The 22,511-nt window shown below is 36.4% G+C and carries 13 protein-coding genes and 1 pseudogene; 3 read left to right on the forward strand and 11 right to left on the reverse strand.

What is annotated here, in order from left to right; all coding sequences use genetic code 11:
- Positions 1 to 71 precede the first annotated feature (71 nt).
- Positions 72 to 2,321: a proteobacterial dedicated sortase system histidine kinase gene (gene pdsS, locus AC0L5Q_RS04655; RefSeq protein ID WP_473614807.1), complete on the forward strand. Its 2,250-nt coding sequence runs from the start codon at positions 72 to 74 to the stop codon at positions 2,319 to 2,321.
- 9 nt (positions 2,322 to 2,330) lie between these two features.
- Here pdsS and queE read toward each other — a convergent pair whose 3' ends face one another.
- Positions 2,331 to 3,008: a 7-carboxy-7-deazaguanine synthase QueE gene (queE, locus tag AC0L5Q_RS04660; protein WP_473614811.1), complete on the reverse strand. Its 678-nt coding sequence runs from the start codon at positions 3,006 to 3,008 to the stop codon at positions 2,331 to 2,333.
- Positions 3,009 to 3,127: 119 nt separating this feature from the next.
- Here queE and queC point away from each other — a divergent pair, with 119 nt between their 5' ends.
- Complete coding sequence (gene queC, locus AC0L5Q_RS04665) at positions 3,128 to 3,787, forward strand: 7-cyano-7-deazaguanine synthase QueC (RefSeq protein WP_077342861.1); 660 nt, start codon at positions 3,128 to 3,130, stop codon at positions 3,785 to 3,787.
- A 69-nt stretch (positions 3,788 to 3,856) separates the two neighbouring features.
- On the opposite strand, the gene AC0L5Q_RS04670 is transcribed toward queC, so the two are convergent.
- From AC0L5Q_RS04670 to AC0L5Q_RS04680, 3 genes are all read right to left on the reverse strand, one after another.
- Positions 3,857 to 5,080 (reverse strand): DEAD/DEAH box helicase, encoded by a 1,224-nt coding sequence (locus tag AC0L5Q_RS04670; RefSeq protein WP_473614814.1) that lies wholly within the window; start codon positions 5,078 to 5,080, stop codon positions 3,857 to 3,859.
- Positions 5,081 to 5,173: 93 nt separating this feature from the next.
- Positions 5,174 to 5,446 (reverse strand): type II toxin-antitoxin system RelE/ParE family toxin, encoded by a 273-nt coding sequence (locus tag AC0L5Q_RS04675; RefSeq protein ID WP_473614817.1) that lies wholly within the window; start codon positions 5,444 to 5,446, stop codon positions 5,174 to 5,176.
- Positions 5,447 to 5,525: 79 nt separating this feature from the next.
- Positions 5,526 to 6,413, reverse strand: a complete 888-nt coding sequence (locus AC0L5Q_RS04680) for a LysR family transcriptional regulator (protein ID WP_473614821.1) — start codon at positions 6,411 to 6,413, stop codon at positions 5,526 to 5,528.
- Between the two features lie 147 nt (positions 6,414 to 6,560).
- Here AC0L5Q_RS04680 and AC0L5Q_RS04685 point away from each other — a divergent pair, with 147 nt between their 5' ends.
- Complete coding sequence (locus AC0L5Q_RS04685) at positions 6,561 to 7,733, forward strand: MFS transporter (protein WP_473618255.1); 1,173 nt, start codon at positions 6,561 to 6,563, stop codon at positions 7,731 to 7,733.
- Positions 7,734 to 8,074: 341 nt separating this feature from the next.
- Here AC0L5Q_RS04685 and AC0L5Q_RS04690 read toward each other — a convergent pair whose 3' ends face one another.
- From AC0L5Q_RS04690 to AC0L5Q_RS04720, 7 genes and pseudogenes are all read right to left on the reverse strand, one after another.
- Complete coding sequence (locus AC0L5Q_RS04690) at positions 8,075 to 8,461, reverse strand: RNA-binding S4 domain-containing protein (protein WP_473614825.1); 387 nt, start codon at positions 8,459 to 8,461, stop codon at positions 8,075 to 8,077.
- A gap of 342 nt (positions 8,462 to 8,803) precedes the next feature.
- Positions 8,804 to 9,814, reverse strand: coding sequence for a quinone-dependent dihydroorotate dehydrogenase (gene pyrD / locus AC0L5Q_RS04695; RefSeq protein WP_473614829.1), 1,011 nt, complete (start codon positions 9,812 to 9,814; stop codon positions 8,804 to 8,806).
- Between the two features lie 295 nt (positions 9,815 to 10,109).
- Positions 10,110 to 14,951 carry an NAD-glutamate dehydrogenase gene (locus AC0L5Q_RS04700; protein ID WP_473614833.1) on the reverse strand — a complete coding sequence of 1,614 codons (4,842 nt, stop codon included), beginning with the start codon at positions 14,949 to 14,951 and terminating at the stop codon, positions 10,110 to 10,112.
- Positions 14,952 to 15,323: 372 nt separating this feature from the next.
- Positions 15,324 to 17,614, reverse strand: a pseudogene (locus AC0L5Q_RS04705) (efflux RND transporter permease subunit).
- 65 nt (positions 17,615 to 17,679) lie between these two features.
- Positions 17,680 to 18,705, reverse strand: a complete 1,026-nt coding sequence (locus AC0L5Q_RS04710) for a WD40/YVTN/BNR-like repeat-containing protein (protein ID WP_473614836.1) — start codon at positions 18,703 to 18,705, stop codon at positions 17,680 to 17,682.
- A gap of 116 nt (positions 18,706 to 18,821) precedes the next feature.
- Complete coding sequence (locus tag AC0L5Q_RS04715; RefSeq protein WP_473618256.1) at positions 18,822 to 20,189, reverse strand: DUF1329 domain-containing protein; 1,368 nt, start codon at positions 20,187 to 20,189, stop codon at positions 18,822 to 18,824.
- Between the two features lie 19 nt (positions 20,190 to 20,208).
- Positions 20,209 to 22,248 (reverse strand): DUF1302 domain-containing protein, encoded by a 2,040-nt coding sequence (locus AC0L5Q_RS04720; RefSeq protein WP_473614839.1) that lies wholly within the window; start codon positions 22,246 to 22,248, stop codon positions 20,209 to 20,211.
- Positions 22,249 to 22,511 lie beyond the last annotated feature (263 nt).

The following is a 22,511-nucleotide window of genomic DNA, read 5'->3' on the forward strand; positions in this document are numbered from 1 at the left end:
TGCAAGAAAAGCTTAATAAAAAGTATATTGATAAAAATATCATTTCAACAATCAGGTCGTAAACTGTAACTATGCCCGTTAAAAATAAGTCGTTCTTTAGATTTGGTTTACGTATTAAGTTACTTTTACTGTCGTCTTTTTTATTCAGCCTGCCTTGGTTTGGTTATCAATACGTGTGGGAAATGGAAAAATACCTACGCTACGGTCAAGAGCAAACCATTGTAGGTACAGCTCGCGCTTTGGCCACCGCATTACATGAGCGCCCTAACCTTTTTAATAATCAAGCAAGTTTTCTTCCTAATGTTGAAAAAGGAAAAGATCTATACAGCTATAAATTAACCACCGCTATTCAATTAGACGGTCTACCAATCGACTGGCCTTTATTTAACTCGCGCGCCCATTACTACGGTGAAAAAAATCAGCTCAGTCAATCAACCTCAGCAGAAAATTCATTGCACTTTAACGCCAGCGTAGGCCAGTACGATAAGTATTTATACATGATGTTTACTGTGGTTGATAACAAGTTGATTTATCGTCATAAAAATGCGCGTGGTATTTTTAAAAACGATCATTTAGAAATTGGACTTGTTGATCCGCAAAATAACTTTAATCGTTTTATTATCAGCAATAAAAAAGCTGGTTGGTTAGATGCATATAAGGTTGAAACACCGATTATTGAAACAGAACCTTTTACACAAACCAATCAAACTAATCCCCAAAAACAAATAATCACCGTAGCTCCTAAAATTCAAGGCCATTGGTTAGAAACACCTCAAGGTTATAATGTAGAACTACGTATTCCTATGGATATTGTTGGCGATAATATTGCTTTTGCTTTTCATGATGTAGATACAGAGTTTGCTGATGAACTCGCCAGTGTTGGCTCTGCAAATCCAAGTACCGCGCAAACTTTAGGTACGGTTTTAGTACCCTCACCTGAAATTGAACGTATTGTAAAAGGCATGAGCTACACTAACTCAAGTGTTTGGGTGGTCGACCAACATCAACGCGTATTAGCCAAGGCCGGAAATTTAAAACAAGCCAGTGGTGTGTGGAATAAAAGAACAACAAGTCATTCAACTTCTAGCAATTCAAACAATTCAATGATCACCTCATTATGGAACACCATTGAGCAAAACTGGCTACTACCGCTATATTATAAATTTTTAACTAAGCCACCTAAAGACTTTATCGACGAGCTTTACGATGCTCAACACTTAACAGGTAAACACATAAAAAGTGCGTTACAAGGTAATGCGCATTCACAATGGCGTTTAACCACAGACCAACAAGCTGTAGTGCTTTCTGCCGCTTATCCTATTTATATTAATAACCAAGTACATGGTGCCGTTATTGTTGAAGAAACCACAAACGGCATTAGAACCTTAAGAAACCGCGCCTTAGAAAAGCTCTTTACTTCAATTATTGCCATAATGTTATTAGGAGCAACCAGCTTCTTTTTGTTTGCTTCGCGTATATCTAACCGCATTAGAACTCTACGAAACCAAGCAGAATCAAGCATTGATGAAAACGGACGTATCAATAATCAACTTGTAGCTTCAACTGCAAACGATGAAATTGGTGACTTATCGCGTAGCTTTTCAACCGCCGTTAATCGATTGAGCCAATACAACCACTATCTTGAAGGTATGTCGTCGCGTTTATCTCACGAACTTAGAACCCCTATTGCGGTAGTTAGAACCTCTCTTGAAAACCTCACTATGCAGCAATTACCTGATAGCACAGCTCCTTACATAGAACGTGCACAAACAGGCATAAACACCCTTAATTTAATACTCACCAATATGAGTGAAGCCACCAACTTAGAGCAAATGTTAGAAACCACAGAGCGTGTACCTTTTAACTTACAACAAGTGTTATTTGGCTGTGTGCAAGGTTATAAACAAATTTACACAGAGGTAGGGTTTTCATTAACGGGCTTAAATGAAGAAAATGCTCGTAGCAAAGCACCCAATATAGAAGGTTCACCTGAACATATCGCTCAGTTACTCGATAAAGTATTTGCTAACGCGGTAGAATTTAGTAACGACAATAAGGTGAGCATTAGCTTACAAGAAACATCGTCAACCTTTATTATTCACATAAGTAACAACGGTAAACACTTGCCTGAATTAATGAAAGATAGATTATTTGATTCTATGGTATCGATGCGCGACACTAAACGCCAAGCACAGCCCCATTTAGGTTTAGGGCTTTATATTGCGAGGCTTATTGTGGAATTTCATCAAGGGATGATTAGTGCGAACGATCATCACAATCCATCAGGCGTTACTTTGAGTATTACGCTTAATAAAATTTAGGTATTAGCGCTATTCAATTCCAATATATTTATGTACTTGAATAGACAAACGCCAGTTATTTTTAATACAGGTTTCAATCGCCAGCTCAGTAGCGCGTTGCTTTTGACTAATAGGCTGTAAATAAATTGGCGTGTTAATGACTTCATGCTCGGCAAGTAGTTTTTGAAGCTCGTCAACATGATGCTCAGTGGCTACAGGGTGCTTTATTTCGTTAGCACGCTCTAACGCTGAACGTAAAATTTTATAGCCACCTTTCATATTAATTTTAGGCGATACCGTAACCCAGCACTTATCGGTAACTCTCACTTCAAACGTACCTGACGTTTCTACTTGCGTACTATAACCAAGTTCCTCAAAGCCTGCACATAAAGGGGTTAGGTCAACCATGCAAGGTTCGCCACCCGTAATAACAATATGTTTAGCTTGGTAACCTTGTTTTTTTACCCAATCAAGTATTTGTTCAACCGACATATTAGCCCATTGGGTAGATTCTTCACGCTTACTTGCCATTATTTCAGTAGACACTGAATCATCAAGATTAATGTCCCATGTATGTTTAGTATCACACCAAGAACAAGCTACAGGACAGCCCTGTAAACGAATAAATATAGAAGGTTGTCCGGTAAAAGAACCTTCGCCTTGAATGGTTTCGAAGAACTCATTAATTTTATAGCAAGTTGTTTTCACTTTTGTGCTTTAGCCTGTGTTGGTTTTCTAGTAAAATGCGCGCTTTTATTATTATAACCCGAACTCTTGTTAATCACTTAACGAGAATTGCGGGTATTGTACCTCAAGAGACATTACAAATGGCTAACAAAGTTGTTGTTATTTATTCAGGCGGCATGGATTCATTCACCGTACTTAATCGCGCTATCAAAGATGGAAAAGAAGTGTATGCCCTCTCTTTCGATTACGGACAACGCCACGTTAAAGAGCTTGAATGCGCAAGCCAAGTTTGTAATGAACTAGGTGTTCAACATAAAGTAATAGATATTTCAGCCATCAACCAATTATTAGCGGGTTCATCGTTAACTGATGATATTGATATTCCTGAAGGTCATTACGAAGCTGAAAACATGAAGTCGACTATTGTGCCTAACCGCAATATGATTTTACTTTCGTTAGCTGTTGGTTATGCTGTTTCAGTAGGTGCTGAACAAGTCTATTACGGCGCACATTCAGGCGATCATGCCATTTACCCTGATTGCAGACCTGAATTTGTAATGAAAATGAATGACGTTTGCCAAATTGCCAACTACGAAGCCGTTGAAATATTTAGCCCATACTTAAACGTAGATAAAACTGCAATTTTAGCCGACGGTATTAGCATGAACCTCGACTACAGTAATACATGGACCTGCTATAACGGCCGTGAAAAAGCTTGTGGAAAATGTGGTGCTTGCCAAGAACGTTTAGAAGCGTTTGAAGAAAATAACGTAACCGACCCAATTGCATACGAAGGTTAGTGCCATTTAATTGAACACTGTAGAATAAATAGTACCATTTGGGTGTAGTTATTCATTTTGATACTGCTCTCATCTTCTCTTTGTTCTACTTTTATTGGTTTTAGTTGTTTTTTTAACCGATTTCTTTTTCTTACTTGGTACAGGCGCTTTTGAAAATTCTTTATGAAAAGGCTGCTGCGTAACAACAGGAATAGCTTGCCCTATGCTGGTTTCAATATTGGTTAATTGCCTTACATCATTTTCTACAGCAAATGAAATGGCCTTGCCACTTTTACCCGCACGAGCCGTTCGTCCTATGCGATGTATATAGTTTCTTGGATCTTCAGGCAGATTATAATTAATCACTAACGAAATATTATCAACATCAATGCCACGTGCAGCAACGTCTGTTGCCACCAATACTCTTAACGTAGATTCTTTAAAGTTTTGTAATGCTTCTTCCCTTACGGCTTGTGTTTTACCACTGTGGAGGCTTGCAGCAGTTATGGATTCTTTTTCTAGAGCTTTAACTATTATGTCGGCGCCATACTTTGTTTTACAAAAGATGAGTACTTTTTCATAGTCAGAGTTTTCTAATATATTAAACAGCAAAGGCACTTTATTCGCTTTTTCAAGCTGGTATACGCTTTGATTAACCAAGTCGATAGTCACTGTTTCTGCAGCAATTTGAACTTTTATTGGATTTCTTAATATGGCTTGTGCAAGTATTTCTATTTCTGCTGGCATAGTTGCTGAAAATAAGAGTGTTTGGCGCTTCTTTGGCAGTTTAGATATTATGGTTTGAACATCATTAAAGAACCCCATATCAAGCATGGTATCAGCTTCATCTAATACAAATACTTCTAACGCCTCAAAGTTTATATCGCCTGTTTCAATTAAATCTAACAACCTTCCAGGAGTGGCCACTAATATATCAAGCCCGAGTGCAATAGCGTCAACTTGGGGTTGTCTGCCAACACCGCCATACACAACTTTAGTTTTAAGACCTAACCCATCAGAGTAGTCATCAATGTTTTGCATTATTTGCGAGGCAAGCTCACGAGTAGGCGTTAAAATAAGCGAACGTGTACTTTTAGCTTTAATATCAATTTTATTGCGGCCAAAATTATTGATAATAGGTAATGAAAAAGCCGCCGTTTTTCCGGTTCCCGTTTGCGCGATACCAAGCAGATCTTTGCCCTTAATAAGTACAGGGATACATTCTTGTTGGATTGGAGTGGGCTGTGTATAGCCTTTCAGACTAACGCGGTCAATAATTGACGCTAAAAGTGAAAATGCTTTAAATTCTGACATGCTGTTTCGGTATTCTTTAATTAATAGCTGGCTATTCTAACAGAATGCTTAAACATGTTTAACATGCATTTCAGATGATAGTTTTTTATGGCTCTAGGTTAGACAGGTCGTTGTAAGATAAATCGTTGTAAATCTCGCTCTTCCCGCATCACAATATACTCTATTACTTTCAACTTTATAGAAAATACGACACGGATTAACGATCAGCTCTTTGTAAATTAAGTGACTTAATTTTGCAGGCACTTCGCCTAAATCAGGATGCACTTCTAATCTTGATATTTTATCAAATACTGTGTGAACTAATTGTTTAGCAGCGTTTGAAGAAAATAACGTAACGACCCAACTGATTATGAATGGAAATAGCACTAAATCTTATACAGGATTGTGCCATTAATAAGAACTAGGCTACATTCCGACAAAGTAAACAATCCCAAACTCACATTCATCATAATGTTAGTTTGGGTTTGATGAAGTCTATAAATGCTTTAACCCTTTCAGAAGCTGCTGACGATTTATAAAATACAGCATTCACCAACTCCCTATCAGTTCCTTGAATTCTATATGACTCTATCAATGAAATGAGTTTACCTGACGCTATATCTTGATTAACCATAAAGCCAGATAAGCACGTTATACCACTTCCCGATAAAGCTAGTTGACGGATAGTTTCTCCATTACTTGCCGTTATTGTTGGTTTGATTACATCAGCCCCTCTAATTGGCCATTTATTGAGTGTTTTAATATTTGAAAAACCGATTAAGGTATGATTTTTCAAATCTATTGGTTTTTTAGGTAAACCGTTTTGTGCAATATATTGGGGAGATGCAACGATAAAAAGTGAGCTTTTTCCTAAAGTTTTGGTATGTAGTGTTGAGTCATCTAACTTCCCTATTCTAATTGCTACATCGGTACGTTTTTCAATTAAATCGACTATTCCCTCATTAGAATTAAGTTCAATTTCAATACTGGGGTAAGCCTTTTTAAACGCATTTATATGAGGCGCTATTTGATGAAATATAAATGGGCTAGCAGCATCAATACGTAACTTTCCTTGCAGGATCTTTCCCTGAACGGTTATATCTGCTTCTGCATTTTGAATATGCTGAAGACCAATATTGACTGCATCAACAAATTTTTTACCTTCATCTGTCAACATAACCCGTCTAGTGGTACGAATTAATATAGTTGCGCCCAGATCTTTTTCTATTTTAGTTACAGAACGTGATATGCGAGCAACTTGAATATTTAATGCGTCAGCGGCAGCAGAAAATCCGCCAAACTCAACAACGGCTAATAAAAGCTCTAAATCATCTGATCTTGTTTTTAAATTCAAATTAACCTCATTTATTACAATAGTATTTTGTAAGTAACACTATTTATTGCAACAGTTTAACAGGTAATAATTACGCCAACAAACAGAAGTAAGGGCTTCTTTAACTCCCTACTTCAAATCACTGTATTAATTAAACTGGAGATTATGATGCCACTAGCATTACTTGCATTAGCACTCAGCGCTTTTGCGATAGGAACAACCGAATTTGTGATTGTTGGATTACTACCAACAATGGCACAAGACCTTAGTATATCAATCCCTTCAGCAGGCTTATTGGTTAGCCTATACGCATTAGGTGTAGCGATAGGAGCGCCAGTTTTAACCGCTTTTACAAGTAAATGGAATAGAAAAAACGTCTTGCTATCGGTTATGGGATTATTTGTTATTGGAAACTTAGTCGCTTGGCAAGCACCTAGTTTTGAAGCATTAATAATAGCTAGAATACTCACAGGACTGGCACATGGCGTATTTTTCTCTATAGGCTCTACCATTGCCACAAGCTTAGTGCCGAAAGAAAAAGGAGCAAGTGCTATTGCCATTATGTTCACAGGCTTAACCGTTGCTTTAGTAACAGGGGTTCCATTAGGTACTTATATCGGTCAAGTATTTGGTTGGGAAGCTACCTTTTTAACGGTATCTATTTTAGGTTTATTAGCCATGATTGGCAGCGCTATACTCGTCCCGAGCAATTTAAAGCAAGCTAAATCAACTAACCTTGCGGCCCAGATGAAAGTGTTAACTCATCCAAGGTTACTATTAGTTTATGCGATCACAGCAATTGGTTATGGCGGAACTTTTATTGCTTTTACTTACTTAGCCCCCATTCTTAATGAAGTGACTGGTTTTGAGCCTAGTTCGGTAGGTTTAATACTTTTAGTGTACGGGATCTCTGTTGCTGTCGGAAACATATGGGGCGGAAAAATGGCTGATAATTTTGGCCCTATTAAAGCATTAACCATAATTTTTTCAGGACTTGCTGGCATATTATTAGTGTTAAACTTTACCGCTTATAACCCTGTTGCCGCTGTGGTAACTATTTTAGTGTGGGGAGCATTTGCTTTTGGCAACGTGCCCGGCTTGCAAGTTTATATTGTAAAGCTAGCTGAAAAATACACACCTGATGCGGTAGATGTTGCATCGGGTCTAAACATTGCAGCTTTCAATGTAGGCATTGCAATAGGAGCATGGGGAGGTGGCATTATTGTTGAAGAGCATGGTTTAATGAATACACCTTGGGTTGGCGCTGTTGTTGTTTTAATTGCACTTATGTTAACGCGTTTTAGTGGTAGTTTAGATAGAAAGGCGCAAGTCATAAATTAGTTAAAACCATACCCTAAACTTGAAGCGCTGCTTTGATATCTAAAGCAGCGTTTATGGCATCATATCTATCTAGAAGAATTTTCGACTATTATAGGCTTAACGTTAACATATAATAGTTAAGGGCTACGGCAGCCTGAGCTTCAAGCATTTAAACGCATCCGTAGAACAGCGTTTATTCGCTATTTCTACTACGTTATCGCATTAGAGTAGAATCACCTTGTATAAAAGACTAATAAACTACTGCAAAAACAATCAGCAAAGTTGAATAGGCCCTAGTTTTTTTGTTTTCGATGAATTTAATAACGTTCGATACAAACTCGACTACTTCACCGAACTATTATCTAAATGGTTTTAGACTCAGCAGCTTTCTCCTTTTTACGTTCGTTCAACGGTTTAGCAACCGTTCCTGATGCAATAACTCGCGCTTTACTTTTAGCTATTCTTTTCTTTTTTGCGCTTACATTTGCTGATGCTATTTTACTAATAACTTCTGCTGGTTTTTTAGTTGGATTAAAAGCAAGTTCAATCGTTTTGCCGTTATGTTCGATAATATCGCCACGGCGTACTTTTTTACGCTTTTGATCGACAACTTTTTTATTAACTAAAACATTACCTTCACTGATCATGGTTTTTGCTTCGCCAGCGCTTTCAGCCATGTTAGATATTTTGAGTAATTTAAATAGTTCTATCGGTTCAACACAAATGTCGAAAATTGAATGTGCAGACATGAAATACGCCTAGTGATTTTAAATAATAATATGGTTAAATTCTAACATGTATTGAATCAAACTTATATTAAGCATAATTGACAATTAATATTGGATAGATAGTTACAAAAAAACTCCATTACGGAGTTTTTTATTACAACAATTTTTTATCAAAAACTTAACCTGTTCCTTTGTTTTTCTAAGCTATATTAGCGTCTCAACATTGATGTTTTTGTGTATAACAAGACGATTTTTTCTATCTAACAGCTGGCTATTAGTCATAAATCCAACGAAGTTAGGCACAAAAATAGCTTGTTGAGTCGCTTTGCTTATCCCGAGCTGAGGTTAAATAGATAATGCAGACTAAAGTGCGTTAACTACGTCTTTAATTAGGTCTGGGCCTTGGTAAATAAAACCTGTGTAAACTTGCACTAGTTTAGCGCCAGCTTCTATTTTTTCTTTCGCATCAGCACCATTTGAAATACCACCAACACCAATAATCGGCAGTTTATTATCTAACGCTTTAGCCAATAACTTAATCACTTGTGTGCTTTTTTCTTTAACTGGTGCGCCGCTTAAGCCCCCCATTTCATCACAATGTTCTAAGCCTTGAACACCTTCGCGTGAAAGTGTTGTATTGGTAGCGATTACGCCATCAATATTGTTAGCAATTAAACATTCTGCGATAGATTCTACTTCTGGTTCTGTTAAGTCTGGCGCAATTTTTACTGCGATAGGTACGTATTTCCCGTATTTTTCAGCAAGCGTAGTTTGCTCAGCTTTAAGGGCAGAAAGTAACTCGTTTAACGCATCGCCGTATTGTAAAGAGCGTAAACCCGGTGTGTTAGGTGACGATATGTTAATGGTAATATACGAAGCAAAGTTATACACTTTTTGCATACAGTGAATGTAATCGTCTTTCGCATTTTCTTCTGGTGTGTCTTTGTTTTTACCTATGTTAATACCTAAAACACCTTTAAATTGCGCTTTACGCACTTGGTCTACTAGGTAATCTACCCCTTTGTTGTTAAAGCCCATACGGTTAATAACCGCGCTTGCTTGAGGTATTCTAAAAATACGTGGTTTGTCGTTACCTGGTTGTGGACGAGGTGTTACTGTACCCACTTCAACAAAACCAAAGCCCATTGCGCCAAAAGCAGGAATACATTCGCCGTTTTTGTCTAACCCAGCTGCTAAACCAATAGGATTAGGAAAATCAATCCCCATAACCGTTACAGGCTTTGATGGTACGTTTTGACAATATAAAGCTCTTAGAGGCGTGGTTCCTGTATTTTTTAATGCTTTTATGGTCATTTCATGAATGGTTTCAGCATCAAACTTAAAAAACACTTTACGAATAGCAGAATAAAACATAACACCTCAGAGCAAATTAATAGATAAGTAAACGAGTGTTTTTTTGTGAAAATAAAAATCCCCGCACAATTGGCGGGGATTTTATCAGTTAAAGATTCACCATTAAAGGCTACTTTCTATTTAATAAAGATTTATACCAAGTCTATTAAGTTTTTTCCCACTCTGCGAGAGTTAAAAGGCTTAGAGGCAAGGCATTTATTTTAATAAGGAGTGTTCTAATTATTAAATAAATAACGATGTAATTGCCCATTTAAACGAGTATAAATGATCAGTTGGTTAGTGCGATTGGCACTATCTACTTATCAGGATCACACTTTAAGCTAAGTAGCATTAATTCACGCAAGGCTACTGAGAACTTAGCAAACTCGTGAGTTTCGCCAATTCTAAACTCGGCTAATATATGATTCCAACGCTCTAATGACTGTTGGTTTTCTTCAAACCAGTTGTCTAATAACACCTTCGTTTCTTTTGTTTTAGTATCTGTACGTAAAATAACGCTAGCAAGAGAACGTTGTTGCCAATCTAACTCTTCACGGTATGACGCTCTTGCTAATGCTTGCCAATGGTTAGCTACTGGCTGGCGTGTTATTTGATCTAAGAACCAATGTAAGTCTAATCGGGCACCTAATTCAAAATAAGTACTTGCCACTATACTCACTTCTCTATCACCTTCTGCGGTTAATTCTGCAATATCCATTGCTGAGAAAATAGAGCTGAGTTTAGCAACATAGTTTGCAATATCTTCAGGTACATTTGATTTAACTAAATCGCTTTCAATACGTTTTAATTGCTCTACTTCATCGTCAACCATATATGTGTATATATTATTACTTAGGTCAATAAAGGTAGAACGATAAATTTTAATTGAGTCTGCAACATTTAACGACTTATTACGATGACGTAAGAACCAACGTGTTGCTCTTCTTACTGTTCGGCGTATCTGAAATAGCATTTCTGTTTGAACAGCGGTAGATATTTTATTATCTAAGTCTTCAATTTTTTCCCACACTTCAGTCATACCAAATACATTACTTGCCACTGTGTAACAATTAGCAATTTCAGCGACTGTAGCACCTGTTTCTTCAAACATTCGATTGATAAAATTAAAACCCATGTCATTACCAATAGCATTGGCAAGTTGTGTTGCTATAATTTCAGCTCGTAGTGGATGATTTTGCATTTCCACTAAATATTTTTGCTGTAACTTCTTAGGGAAGTACTCAACCAAGAACTTATCGTAATAAGAGTTTCCGGTAATTTCAGGGCAAACTAGGTCGTCTTTTAATACCATTTTATTGTAGGCAAGTAATACGGATAACTCAGGTCGAGTGAGTCCATTACCTTTGATCAAACGATCGGCTATTTCATCATCATTAGGAATAAACTCTAATGCGCGATCAAGCTTACCTGTTCGCTCAAGTTCACTAATAAAACGAGATTGCTCTTTTAACTGACTTCCACCACGCATAGCGGTAATTGAAAGTGAATGTGTTTGGCGGTAACAATCTTCCAGTACTTTTTCAGATACATCGTCTGTCATATCGTAAAGTAATTTATTACGTTGCTTAACGGTTAAATCACCATTTTGCACAAGACTATTCAGTAAAATTTTAATATTTACTTCTTTATCTGAACAGTCAACACCACCGGCGTTATCAATCGCATCCGTATTAATGCGCCCACCATTAGCAGCAAATTCAATTCGCCCTAGTTGAGTAAAACCTAAGTTACCACCTTCACCTACTACTTTAGCTTGTAACTCATTACCATTTATACGTAAGGCATCATTGGCTCTATCACCCACATCTAAATGTGTTTCTTTTGAAGATTTAACATAGGTACCTATGCCACCATTCCATAACAAGTCAACCTGCATTTTCAATATGGCTTGCATTAACTCTAGTGGAGACATGCTTTGCTTTTGCGTACCCAACATTTTTTTAATTTGTGGTGTTAATTTTAAAGATTTAGCTGAGCGGCTATAAATTTCGCCCCCTTCAGAAAGTAATTTTTTATTATAATCGTCCCATGTACAACCTGGTAAATTAAATAAACGTTCGCGCTCTTTATAAGAACTTGCTGCGTCAGGCGTAGGATCCACAAATATATGCATGTGGTTGAAGGCCGCTTGTAAACGTATATGTTTAGATAAAAGCATACCATTACCAAATACGTCTCCCGCCATATCGCCTATAGCGATACAAGTAAAATCAGTTGTTTGGCAATCAATATCCATTTCTCTGAAATGGCGTTTAACAGACTCCCATCCTCCTTTAGCGGTAATGCCCATGCCTTTATGGTCGTAACCTACACTACCACCTGAGGCAAAAGCGTCGCCCATCCAGAAGTTATATTCTTCTGAAATTCCGTTAGCAATATCAGAGAACGTTGCTGTACCTTTATCAGCCGCAACCACTAAGTAAGCATCGTCTTCATCGAGTCTTACTACACTTTTTGGTGGTACAATTTCACCGCCTACGATGTTGTCGGTAATATCTAATAAACCACGTATAAATGTTTTATAACATTCTTTACCAGCTTCAAATATTTCTGCTCTTGTTCCTTCGGGTAGTTGCTTACAAACAAAACCACCTTTAGCACCAACAGGTACAATAACGGTATTTTTTACTTGTTGCGCTTTAACTAAACCTAAAACTTCAGTTCTAAAATCTTCACGTCTGTCTGACCAACGTAAACCACCTCGAGCCACTTTACCGCCACGTAAATGAACGCCTTCAACTTGTGGTGAATAAACAAATATTTCAAACTTAGGAACGGGTTGTGGTATTTCGCTAATTAACTTAGGTAAAATTTTAAATGAGATATAAGGCTTATCTTCATTATTTGCGTCTTTTTGAAAATAGTTAGTACGTATAGTCGCACTCATCATTTCAACAACTTTACGTATAATTCTATCGTCATCTAAGTTAGCAACATTGTCTAAAGAGGTTTCAATGTCATCTTCAGTTTTATTGATTGCTTTTTCTGACGATTTACCTTGCGGATCAAACTTCAAGTTAAATAATTTAATCAATAATTTAGCAATGTTTGGATAACGAGAAAAAGTGTCTTCTATATAGCTTTGACTAAACGTACCACCAATTTGGCGTTCATACTTTGCATAAGCTCTTAAGATTGAAACTTCTCGTCCGCCTAATTCAGCACCTAAAATTAATCGGTTGAAACCGTCATCTTCAAGTTTCCCTGACCATACTTTAGCAAAAGCGTCTTGGAATAAGCTTTGTACTTTTTCTAAGTTAAATTTACCTTTACCGGTAAGTAACATTGAAAAATCAAGTATCCAGTAGGTTTCACCGCCAGCCGTTTTTATTGAATAAGGGCTTTCACCAATAACGCGTAGACCAAAGTTTTCTAAAATAGGTAATACGTCAGATAAATGAATTGGGTCACCTAGATGAAATAACTTCAACTTAACTAAACGACTATCTGCACTTTCTTCTTGAGGCTGATAGAACAACATCTCTAAATGATTTTCAGGTGTAAGTGCTTCAAATTTTTCAATATCCACTAAAGCTGAACCTGGCAAAACTTCATCTTTATAAGCTTGTGGGAAGTGAACATACTTTCTAGAAAGTGTTTTCCCTAATGCTTCACCTTTATTAGAGTTTAAGGCCGTGGCTAACTTATCATCCCAACTAGAGGCCGCTTCATTTAAATTACGTTCAATTTCTTTCACATCAATATCCGCTTTAGTCGAATTAACCCTAACAATATAATGAGTACGCGCTTGAGCTGATTCAGAAAAATAAGTCGTAAACTCTACATCTTCTTCACTACCAAAGGTTTCTTTTAATAACGCTTGGGTTTGCATTCTAAGCTTTGTGTTATAGCGTTCTCTAGGTACATAAACCATGCAAGAATAAAAACGGTCAAAAGTATCTCTACGAACAAATAGCCCAGTATAGTCGCGCTCTTGCATTTGAAAAACACCCAACACATTACTAAGTAATGTTGAGGTAGTCGATTGTAATATTTCATCTCTAGGGTAAGTTTCTAAAATATTAATTAGAGCCTTATAAGCATGTGTACCTTGTGCAAATCCTGAAGATTCACATACACTAGCCACTTTAGATTTAATGAGTGGTAAATCAAGCGCGCTGTTGGTGTAATAAGCTGAACCAAATAAACCAATAAAACGGTCTTCTCCCAGTACATTACCTTTAGCATCAAAACGTTTAATACCAATATAATCAAGTAAAGCCGGACGATGAACACGTGAACGTGAATTAGATTTAGTTAATACTAATATGTTATTACCTAAAGCAACGTCTCTCGCCACTTCACTTAATTTAGAGAGTAATCGCTCTTCAGAACCTTTAGATTGCTTCATCAAGCCTAAGCTTGTTTCATTTTGAGCCGCTAAAGCAATATCACCCTTAATTGTTTTAATATCATATGAGCGATACCCCATAAAGGTGAAGTTATTGTCTAGTATCCAATCGAGAAATTCTAAGGTATCTTTATGCTCTTCTTTACTGCAAAAATACTTAGATTTTTTAACCGTTGTAATTATTTCGCTTAATTTAGTTTGCATGGTTTGCCAATCAGTAACCGTAAGAGATATGTCACTAACGACTGAATGTAACTCTTTAACTACACTATCAAGTAAGCTTTGTTCTGTAATACGATCAATTTCAATAAAAAATGCCGTTTCTGTTGAAGTGGCTTTAATTTTTTTATCTGAAGTTGCTGCCAATTGAATAATTTTATTATTGTTATCTCTAACAATTTTAATTGGACTATTTAGCATTAAGTGAGGGGTTAATCCTAACCTCCCCAAGGCTATTCTTAGTGAATCCACCAAAAACGGCATATCTTTAACAACGACTTCAATAACCGTATGGCTTGATTTCCAGCCATGTTTGGATACCTGAGGATTAAATACTTTAATAACAGGTTGATTAATTTTGTGATCATTAAGCGAGTTCCATAAGCTTAACGTTGCACCATACATATCACTGTCATTTCGATTGTTTAAATCAAGTGTTGATATATTTCCATACAGTAGTGTTGAAAATTGATCTACTAATGGTGCAATAGATTTAGGGACTTTAAGATGTATTAATTCTGTAACGTTGTTAAGTATTACGGAAGGTAAACCGTTTACTAATGCCATGCCTTGTTCCTTTTGGATAAAACACTTTATTGAATGTTGTAATAATTGTTATATTTTTTATTAACGATAGATGAGAAATGAGTATTTAGACATTTTTAAAATAACTTCATAAAATGCTTTTGAATGGGCTTACTCATTATTCATTTTTCATATCCATCTTTAATGATAGACGGTAATTAGGATTTTATTAGTAATTTTAAGCAATTGCGAGGAATTTTTATTGGAGTGAAAGTTTTACAAACGGGTTACAAGACGAAATATTCATAAGAAATGTTGTTTATTCACTTCCTATAAATAGAAAATGACCTTACGGTCATTTTCATGGTTAATTATTCACTATAAATTTTTGTGAAATAAATAAAATAAATTTAATTATTTTTTGTCTTTCCAAAGAAAAGCGGCAATAGCGGGTAAAATAACAACAGCAGCAAACATATTTACCAAAAACATAAAGGTTAATACGATTCCCATATCCACTTGAAACTTAAGATCTGAGAATAACCATGTTGATACACCAATAGCCAATGTTATACCGGTAATAATAACGGCACTTCCTCTTTCAGTTAATGCGGCATGATAAGCCGCTTTGACTGTAGCACCATTTTTAAGCCTTTCATTCATGGTAGAAAGAATATAAATACCATAGTCCACACCAATACCAACCCCTAAAGCGATAACTGGTAGTGTAGATACTGTTAAGCCTATATCTAATGCGGTCATTAACCATTGCGCTAATATAGAAACAATATATAAAGGAACAACCACTGATATAGTCGCTTTAATGCTTCTAAAGCTGAGTAAACATAAAATAATGACTGCACCATATACATACAACATCATAGGCAATTGAGCTTCTTTAACAGCTTCATTGGTTGCAGCCATCACACCTACAGGACCTGAAGCTAATTTAAAGGTTACCTCCTCATTATTTAATTCACTGGCATTAAGCTTCACTGCATCAACCACTCTATTAATTGTTTCTGCTTTATGATCATCCAAAAATAAAATAACCGGCATAGCACTACAATTGTTATTCAGTAAACCACTTGATGAAGGAACTCGAGCAATAGATTGAACAAGTGTTTGTTGATTTTTAGAAAGCACACGCCATTTAGCATTACCTTCGTTATAACCCGCATTAACTATTTTTGCGACAGACGCTAAACTAATTGCCGATTGCACGCCTGGAATGTTTTCCATTCGCCATTGAAACTGATCAATAACATTCATTATGTTGTGCTGTGTACATGCATCGGGCGTTGTTTCAACGATAATAGACATGTAATCAACACTAATAGCGTATCGATTAGTGATTAAGAAAGTGTCTTGATTATAACGAGAGGTTTCATGTAAGGCGGGTGCGCCAGCATGTAACTCCCCTATTTTCATATTTTGCGAATTAACATAACCTAAAATAAACAATAAGGCTGTGAATACAAGAATAATAGATGCTGGCCCTTTGGTTGCAAAATTTGCAATAAAGTCCCAAATAGTTCTTTTAATAGGATCTTTAACACCGTAATTTTTAGGTAAGCTTTTCTTTTTTTCTCTACCGTTGGAGAAATATGAATAAGCGATACTAATAAAGGTAGTAACACTAAATTAGTCAAAATAATCATGGCTACACCTAACGAAGCGGCAATAGCTAATTCTCTAATAATGCCAATATCGATAGAAAGCAGTGTTAAAAACCCAACAGTATCAGACAATAACGCAATACCACCGGGGATCAGTAATGCCGCGAAACTGATTTGTGCGGCTTCAAGACTTGTTTTGCCTTTCGACACGAGTTTTTTCACTGAGTTTATCATCTGAACGCCATGACTTACTCCAATAGCGAAGATCAGAAATGGGATCAAAATAGACATTGGATCAAGGCCGTAGCCTAATGTTGACAACATCCCCATTTGCCACACAACAGCAACAAACGAACAAGCAATAGGTAGTATGGTAAGTTTTATTGAACGACAGAAGAAGTAGACCATAACGGCTGTAATTGCTATTGCAATACCAAAAAAGGTTACAACGCTTTTAGCTCCATTAGCTACGTCCCCCACCATTTTAGCAAAACCTATAATATGAATACTTATATTATCTTTTTCAAAGTTTCCTCTGATCTGGGTTTCTAATTGCTCAGCGATACTAATAGAATCAAGCTTTTCCCCTGTTTCAGGATTAACGTCCATTAATGATGCATTTACCATGGCACAACTATAATCGTCTGAAACAATTCGCCCCACAATACCTGCTTTTTCAATATTACCTTTTACAGTATTTAAGCCCGCTTTATTAGGGACAAAACTTGCTGGTATAACGGGTCCACCAGCAAAACCGTCTTCAACAATTTCAACAAATCGAGTACTCGGTGAAAATAACGATTTAACTTGCGTTCTATCTATACCTGGAATAAAAAATAATTGATCGTGAACTCCTTTTAACGCATTAAAAAAAGATTCATTAAAAATATCGCCTTCTGCATCACATACTGATATTAAAATGTTATTTGCCCCACCAAAATTTTCTTGGTGCTTTAAATACGTTTTCATATAGCTATGTTGAAGAGGAATATTTTTTGTGAATGATGCGTCTAATTTGATCTGAGTTGCTTGAAATAATAAAAATGCGGTAATAACAGTAAACAAAAATAACACTAATGAGCGCATTTTAAATAAAGCATTTTCTGTACTTTTTGGAGAATGATTACTTGATGAAGAATTAATAGTCATAATTAATAATTTAACCCTGAAGAATTCATAAAAATGTTTTTAATTCCAACGTCTGAAACCGCAACAATTCTATTATTAAACCAAACGCCTGCAATTAATGATTTACCATCAGGCTGCACTTTTAATACAAAAGAATGACCATCGTCATGACTCTCAAGAATAACGCCATTATTACCTAGAATAAAAATACGCCCTTCATCTGATAACACAATAGAATTAAGTAATGATGTAGTGTCGGTTTTACTCTCAACCCACGGAGTACCATTTTTTAAACTTCTAAAAACATGTCCACGTAAACCTGCAACGAGTAAGTTCCCCTCATGGGTTCTAGATAAATCGAAGAATGAACCTCTGTATATTTCATCAAACTTTAGCCATGTAAGGCCTAAGTCATTACTTTTTGCAATTAAGCCTATTTCTCCAACAAGATATGTTGTTCTACCATCAGATATTATTCGATTAAAATGCGGTAAAATACTTTCTCTTTCATCAAAGTACGCCTCTTCATCATCAACTTTCAATTCTTCTAAAAAACTTTTATCTTCTGCTGATAAAAATTCTTCATGAAATTCTGACAACCATGTTTTCCCACCATCTATTGTTCTAAGAAATTGGCCATAAGCACCAACTGCCACACCGTGAAAGGGGTCTTGAAAAACAACATCTAATAAAGGTTTTTCTATTGTAGGATTTGTATATTGAAGAGCCCAATTATTACCACCGTTCGTAGTTTTTAATATGGTGGCATCATGACCTACAGCCCATCCCACAAGGTCGTTTATGAAAAACACGCTCGTTAACGTGACTTGAGTTGGAACAGAAACTTGTTGCCAATTATTCCCATCAACAGAAAGTAATATATGGCCTCTTTCTCCAACAGCGACTAATTTTTTTTGCTGTACACTTGTTATATCAAGTAATAGGGATTTTTCAGCTAATGGAGCAAGTACTGAAGAAGTCGTTACTTCATCTGCATTAGCGTACAGACCTATAAAACAACTCAAACAAACGATCAAAATACGTAACATAAAAAATTAAAACTCCAAATTATTTAATCTAAGCTTATACCAGTTTGAATAAGAAATTAATATTATACAAACAAAAACGGCTGACATGAGCCAGCCGTTTCATCATTTAATTAAGATTAACGACGTCCCTCTCTTCTTAAAGCTGAAGGAGTAAATGAAGAATCACTCAGTTCAGTTGAAAAGTCATACATTTTAGCTTCGTTATCTAAGCCCATTGCAATATAGCGACGAGATTGTAAATCATGGAATACTTCTAGCGTAGACCATTGCGTTGGAACTTCATAGTAATTTAAACCATGAGCAACACCTACTCTATACAGTTCATCACGATTATCATAAATATCGGTAACTGCTACTTGCCAGCTATCTTCATCTATATAAAACACGCGTTTTTTATAAGTGTGTCTCGTATCAGACTTAAGCTTAGCTTCAACAACCCAAACACGATGTTTTTCATAACGTACATATTGTGGATTAATATGACCCGGTTGTAAAATTTGATCATACTTTAAATCACTGCTATGTAAGCGATAATCGTTATAAGGGATATATAACTCTTGTTTACCTTTAAGATCCCACGTGTATCGATTTGGAGCACCATTGTACATATCAAAATCATCGGTTGTTCTTAAACCATCTGATGCTGTACCCGGAGTATCGTAAGCTACATTAGGTGCGCGACGAACACGTCGTTGACCCGTGTTATATGTCCATGCTTGACGAGGTGTTTTTATTTGATCCATAGTTTCATGAACAAGTAGTGCAGTTCCAGCTAAACGTGCGGGCTCTGTAACTTTTTGTTTAAACTTAAACAGAATATTGGTTTTTTGTAAATCTTCTGGTTGTGCGCCTTTTACGTTATATGGAAGAATTAAACTTTCTTCGAAACCTAAATAAGTAAAGTCACCACTTGCTGTAGGTGAAGCTTGTCCACCTTCACGCGTAACCTGTTCACCACGATATCTTAATATATGATTCCAAATAGCTTCTAATCCGTTTTTTGGTAATGGAAAAGGAATACCAACCGAAGCTTGAGTAATACCATTACCTTCTTCTACTAATTCTGCACGTGTAGAATTAACTTTAACAGCATCGTACACATGTGAAGGAAACGACGCTGAACGCCTCGTTTGATAAACATTCATTTTGTAAGTATCAGGGTACGTTTTAAATAACTTGATTTGACCAGGTGTTAAATTGTCTTTGTATTTATCCACATTACTCGATGTAATAGTAAACAAGGTTTTATCATCAGCAAATGGGTCTATATGATGCTGACCAACAACATATCCTTTTGGTGCTTGCGTGATACCGCCTTGCCATTGCGGAATTGAGCCGTCAGCATTGGCTTTTTGTTCAGCTCCCATAGGGGTTAGCTCTTTACCTAATTTATTAGCTTCTTCAGGTGTCACTTTTGCAGCCACATAGCCACTTGTTAGCAGTAAAGAAATAGTAATTGATAGTAATTTAGATGTTTTTGTAATTTTTTTCATGAAACAGCTCCTAAATTGAATACTTAACGCTGAAAGAAACGTAATCGCGATCTGATAGTTGGTTGGTTGTACCTACACCATCAAAAAAGCTGTTATAGCTAATATCTGCAGACCAACGGCTTTGATAATCAAAACCAACGCCTACAGCTAATGACTTTCTATCTTCAACAAATAAAAATAAAGGATCTGGCGTTATTCCTTCTACATCATGAGAAAATACAACTTTAGGTGAAACATTGATACCTGCAAAAACATTACTGTAATCAAGCTTACCAACTAAGCGATATCCCCATGCAAAATCATCAGGGAATGGGTTTGTTTCTACGCCATCTTGCAAACCAATCTCTAAACCTTCTTTACCTTCGACGCCACCATTTCTTGCCGTGCCAGGGCCATTTAAACGTAAAACATCTTGATCTGGCATATCTCTAATATCAATTCCACCTACTTCAAGTAAAGTTGTAAATTGATTGGCTCCAAATGAAGGGCCCCACAAATGCGTTAGTGTGACTTGCGCTTGTAAGGTATCTGACAATACAAAACCGTCAGCCCTTTCACCTAAACCTACCGTTGGAATTTGTGATATACCATCTAGATCAGGTCTAAGGCCAGCATTAGCTAGTTGTTGTGGCATAGCTAAAAAGAGTAATTCAACATCATCAATTTGTAGAGGCTCATCTTGACGATAAGTAACCTCGCCTGCAACAGACGTTTCACCCAAGGTTGTATTAAAACTAAAGGCATATAGTTGAATATCTTCAATATAATCAAGTTCAACGCGTGAGAATGAACCTAGTTCAGTATAATTATCATAAGTAATTTCTCCTGATGCTATTTTTTGTACATCTGAAGTGATTTGAGAAAAATCAGCTGTAACTCCAGAGAATACAGGACGTCGGCTATGATAATTCATATAATACAAACTAACTTCGGTTTCATTAAAACTAGGTAAGTACCATGATAAACGTAAACCGTATTGACCGCCGTCTTCAGGTTCATTTTCAGCACCTGATTCTCTTAAGGTTAATTTGGTAGGAAATCCACCTAAATAAGCAGAACCAGCTTGTGCTGCAGTAAGTCCACCACTACGAATTGCGTCACCCAAAACATTTAAATTCGTAATTAATGAATCTAAATCCATGTCTGGATTACTAGCAAAATTTAATTGAACATTATTAAAGTGGCCGCCGTCTCCAGCAAAGTCATTAGTTGAAAAGTAACTTCCAGGAGCAGGAAGTATGGTTTTTTCCCAGCTGTATTGATAAAACATTTCAATGTTAAAGTTATCTGTAACGCCTAAAGACGCCCAAACAGCACCAAAGGGAATAAAAGCTTCTTTAAGTTCTGCACCTGGAGCTTTTAAGCGAGCAACATCTACTGGGTTTAATTCGCTAATACCATGAGAGATAAGTGTACTTTCACCCCAACTAATCACTTGTTGACCTACACGTACAGATAATGGCATTTCACCAATATCAAAATCACCGTATACAAATGCATCTAATAATCGAATATCTCGACAAACTTGGTCTCTGGCATCATCATCTCGACATGGATTATGCACTTTATTTGAAGAAGCATTGGTCCAGTCTCGATCGTTATCCATCATTTCAAAATCATAGTAATACATGCCTCGAGCAAACAAACCTATGTTGTTATATCGAATATCTAAATCATGTGAACCTTTGATAATTTTAGAAAAGCTTTCGCCAGCATCGTAATTTAAATTGCCGTTATCGCTGTTAGTAGAGTATGCACCTGCACCGTTCCAAACGGTTCCGGGATCTGGATTTAGATTTAAGCTAGGATGATAATTGCTAAAATCAAATCCATTATTGACGTTATTTGATTTACCAACATTGCTGTCCCAATCACGATTCTCAACTCGCCAGCTAGAACCCACTGAGAAGGTTGAATCGAAACTAATATCAAAATCGCCTAATTGGAAATTTTTTGCTTGAGTCGTTGACGCTGATAACGACAACAAGGCAACACTTATACTTACAGCTAATGGTTTCAATTTACCGTAACTGCGAGAATTATTTTTCATTTCTTTTCTCCCCAGATCCAAAATAGAGTATTTTCTTCTTATAATAATGCGTTGATTGTTTGTCCCCTTAAACGGGATTAAACAATAATTGCATCATTTAAAAAAACTATCAAGCGTAAAAATTACTTATTATTACCCTTATTTTTAAGGACTTGTAGAGAAGAGCAGACCACTTAAAAAACACCGTTTAAAACAACCGTTTAAAACAAAGGGCTATTTTAAGAGTTAGAACGTTGTTTTTCAGTGCCTTCCTTGCATGTATT

Source organism: Pseudocolwellia sp. G5-9, from assembly GCF_055808995.1.